General features: G+C 69.8%; 1 protein-coding gene. It reads left to right on the top strand.

Annotation, left to right across the window (positions count from 1 at the left end; translation table 11 throughout):
- The first annotated feature begins 698 nt into the window (after nt 1-698).
- Complete coding sequence (locus Q8Q85_04385) at nt 699-1,895, top strand: AAA family ATPase (GenBank protein MDP3773483.1); 1,197 nt, start codon at nt 699-701, stop codon at nt 1,893-1,895.
- The last annotated feature ends 142 nt before the right edge of the window (nt 1,896-2,037 follow it).

Raw genomic sequence — 2,037 nt, 5'->3', positions numbered from 1 at the left:
ACGATGGGATTGTCCGCTAGCACCGGGCCGGGCTCGCGGAACGGAGGCAGTGTGCCGCCGGGCTGCTTAGACCGGCGGCGGAAGGGGTTGCGCCAAAAGACCATAGGTGTGTGCTGCCCAACTTGGTGTTTACTAGCAATTGGGCTTCACGTCCAAAACCACAACCGCTGCGAAGCTCGCGTGATAACTCGGCCCCGTAGCCGAGTTAGCCTGCAAGACTCGCGATGATATGCAGCGGCCGGCGCCGGCGCCACCGTACCCCCAAGGTCAGGCGCGCCGACGCCGTTCAAGGTGCGCTCAAGCCGCCAACCGGGCAAGCTGGCCCCCCCCCCCCCCGGCGCCTATCCGCTTAGGCGCCCACCGCCGGGCCCCAGGCGTCGATCGGGTAGGTCAGCGAGTCTGCCAACGGGGGTGACGACGGTGTCCGGCACGCCCCGCACCCCATCGTAACGCAGCCGCCAACTCCCCGTCGCGTCTGTCGTCAACGTGTCCCGGCCGTAGCGATCGTAAAGGTTGGCCGAAACCCGGTTGCCTTGCGCCGTGTCGGCCAGGAGCAGCCCCGCCTGGCCATACACCAGCTGTCACGGAGAGCCGCGGCCCGTTCATCCCGTTCATCGCCGCGCCGACGTCACCTCCGGCCTTGACGTACCACGGAGCTGGCGCGTACACTATGGTCCGTATGATATGGACCGTATAGTATGGACCATCCTAAGACGCTGAATCCGTTCGTGTTGGGCGGCGTGGTGACGGGGCGCCGGTTCGCCGGCCGAGCCTCCGAGATCGCGCGGCTCCGCGCCCTGGCCGCGGCGGGGCAGCACGCCTACCTCTTCGCGCCGCGGCGGTACGGCAAGACGTCCCTGCTGCGCGAGGCGTTCGCTTGGCCGGGCCGCGCCGCACACCCGAGCCTCGTGTGGTGCGACTGCTTGCCGACCGTGGACGCGCGGCGCCTGGCGCAGCGGGTGGGCGAAGCCGTGACGCTGGCCTGCCGGCGCGGGAGGCCCTCGGAGTGGATCAAGGCCGCGGCATCGCTCTTCAAGCGGCTCCGTCCCGCGCTGAGCGTCGGAGCCGAGGGCGACGTGCACGTGACGCTGGAGGTGGCGCGGACGGCGACGGGGCCGCTTCCCGATCTCGAGGACGCACTGGCGGCCATCCAACGCTTGGCGGAGAGCCAGCTCCACCCCATCGTGCTGGTGTTCGACGAATTCCAGCAGGTGGCCGAATGGGACAGCCACCACCAGACCGAGGCGGTGATTCGGACCGCGGTCCAGCAGTTCCGGCGCGTGGCGTGCGTCTTCGCGGGGAGCCAGCGCCATCTCCTCCAGCAAATGTTCGCTGACCGGGCCCGGCCGCTGCTCAAGCTGGCCGCTCCCTTCCCGCTCGCCCGCCTGACCCGCGACGAGCTGGAGCCGTGGCTCGTGCAGCGCTTTGGGGACACCGGTCAGGAGCTGGACCGCGAAGCGGCCGACGCGATCCTCTGGACCGCTGCCGGCCATCCGTGGGCGACGCAGTACCTCGCGCACTTCGTGTGGGAGAAGGCCGTGGCCCGATCGGCGCGCCGGGTGACGGCCGCCATCGTGAGCGAAGGGCTCGGCGAAGCGCAGCGGGCTTCAGGAACGGTCTACGCCGCCGAGTACTCGGCGCTCACCGTGGCCCAGCGACGGGTGCTGTTGGCGATCGCCAGCGAGCCGACCTCGGCGCCGACGGCCGCGGCGTATCTCGCGCGGCAGGATCTCCCCGCGAAGAGCACTACCAGCCAGGCGCTTCGAAGTCTGCTGGAGAAGGGGTATCTCGAAAACCAGGACGGCCAGTACCTGGTCAGCGATCCGCTGCTCGGCGAATGGCTGCGGCGGCAACACGAGGTCACCGCCACTGCGAGACCGGTCACCGACACCTGATGAACGGCCGCCGCCGGGCTAGCTCTCCCCCGCCAGCGGCCGGAGCACCACCCCCGTCGGCACTTTCGGCGCGAAGAACGTGGACTTGGGCGGCATGACCTCTCCCGCGTCCGCGACCCGCTTCACTTCTTCCAGCCTGGTC

Source organism: Gemmatimonadales bacterium (assembly GCA_030697825.1).
In the GTDB taxonomy this organism is placed as follows: domain Bacteria; phylum Gemmatimonadota; class Gemmatimonadetes; order Gemmatimonadales; family JACORV01; genus JACORV01.
Note: the sequence above shows the minus strand (reverse complement) of the source record. Positions and strands in the feature narration are given on the sequence as shown.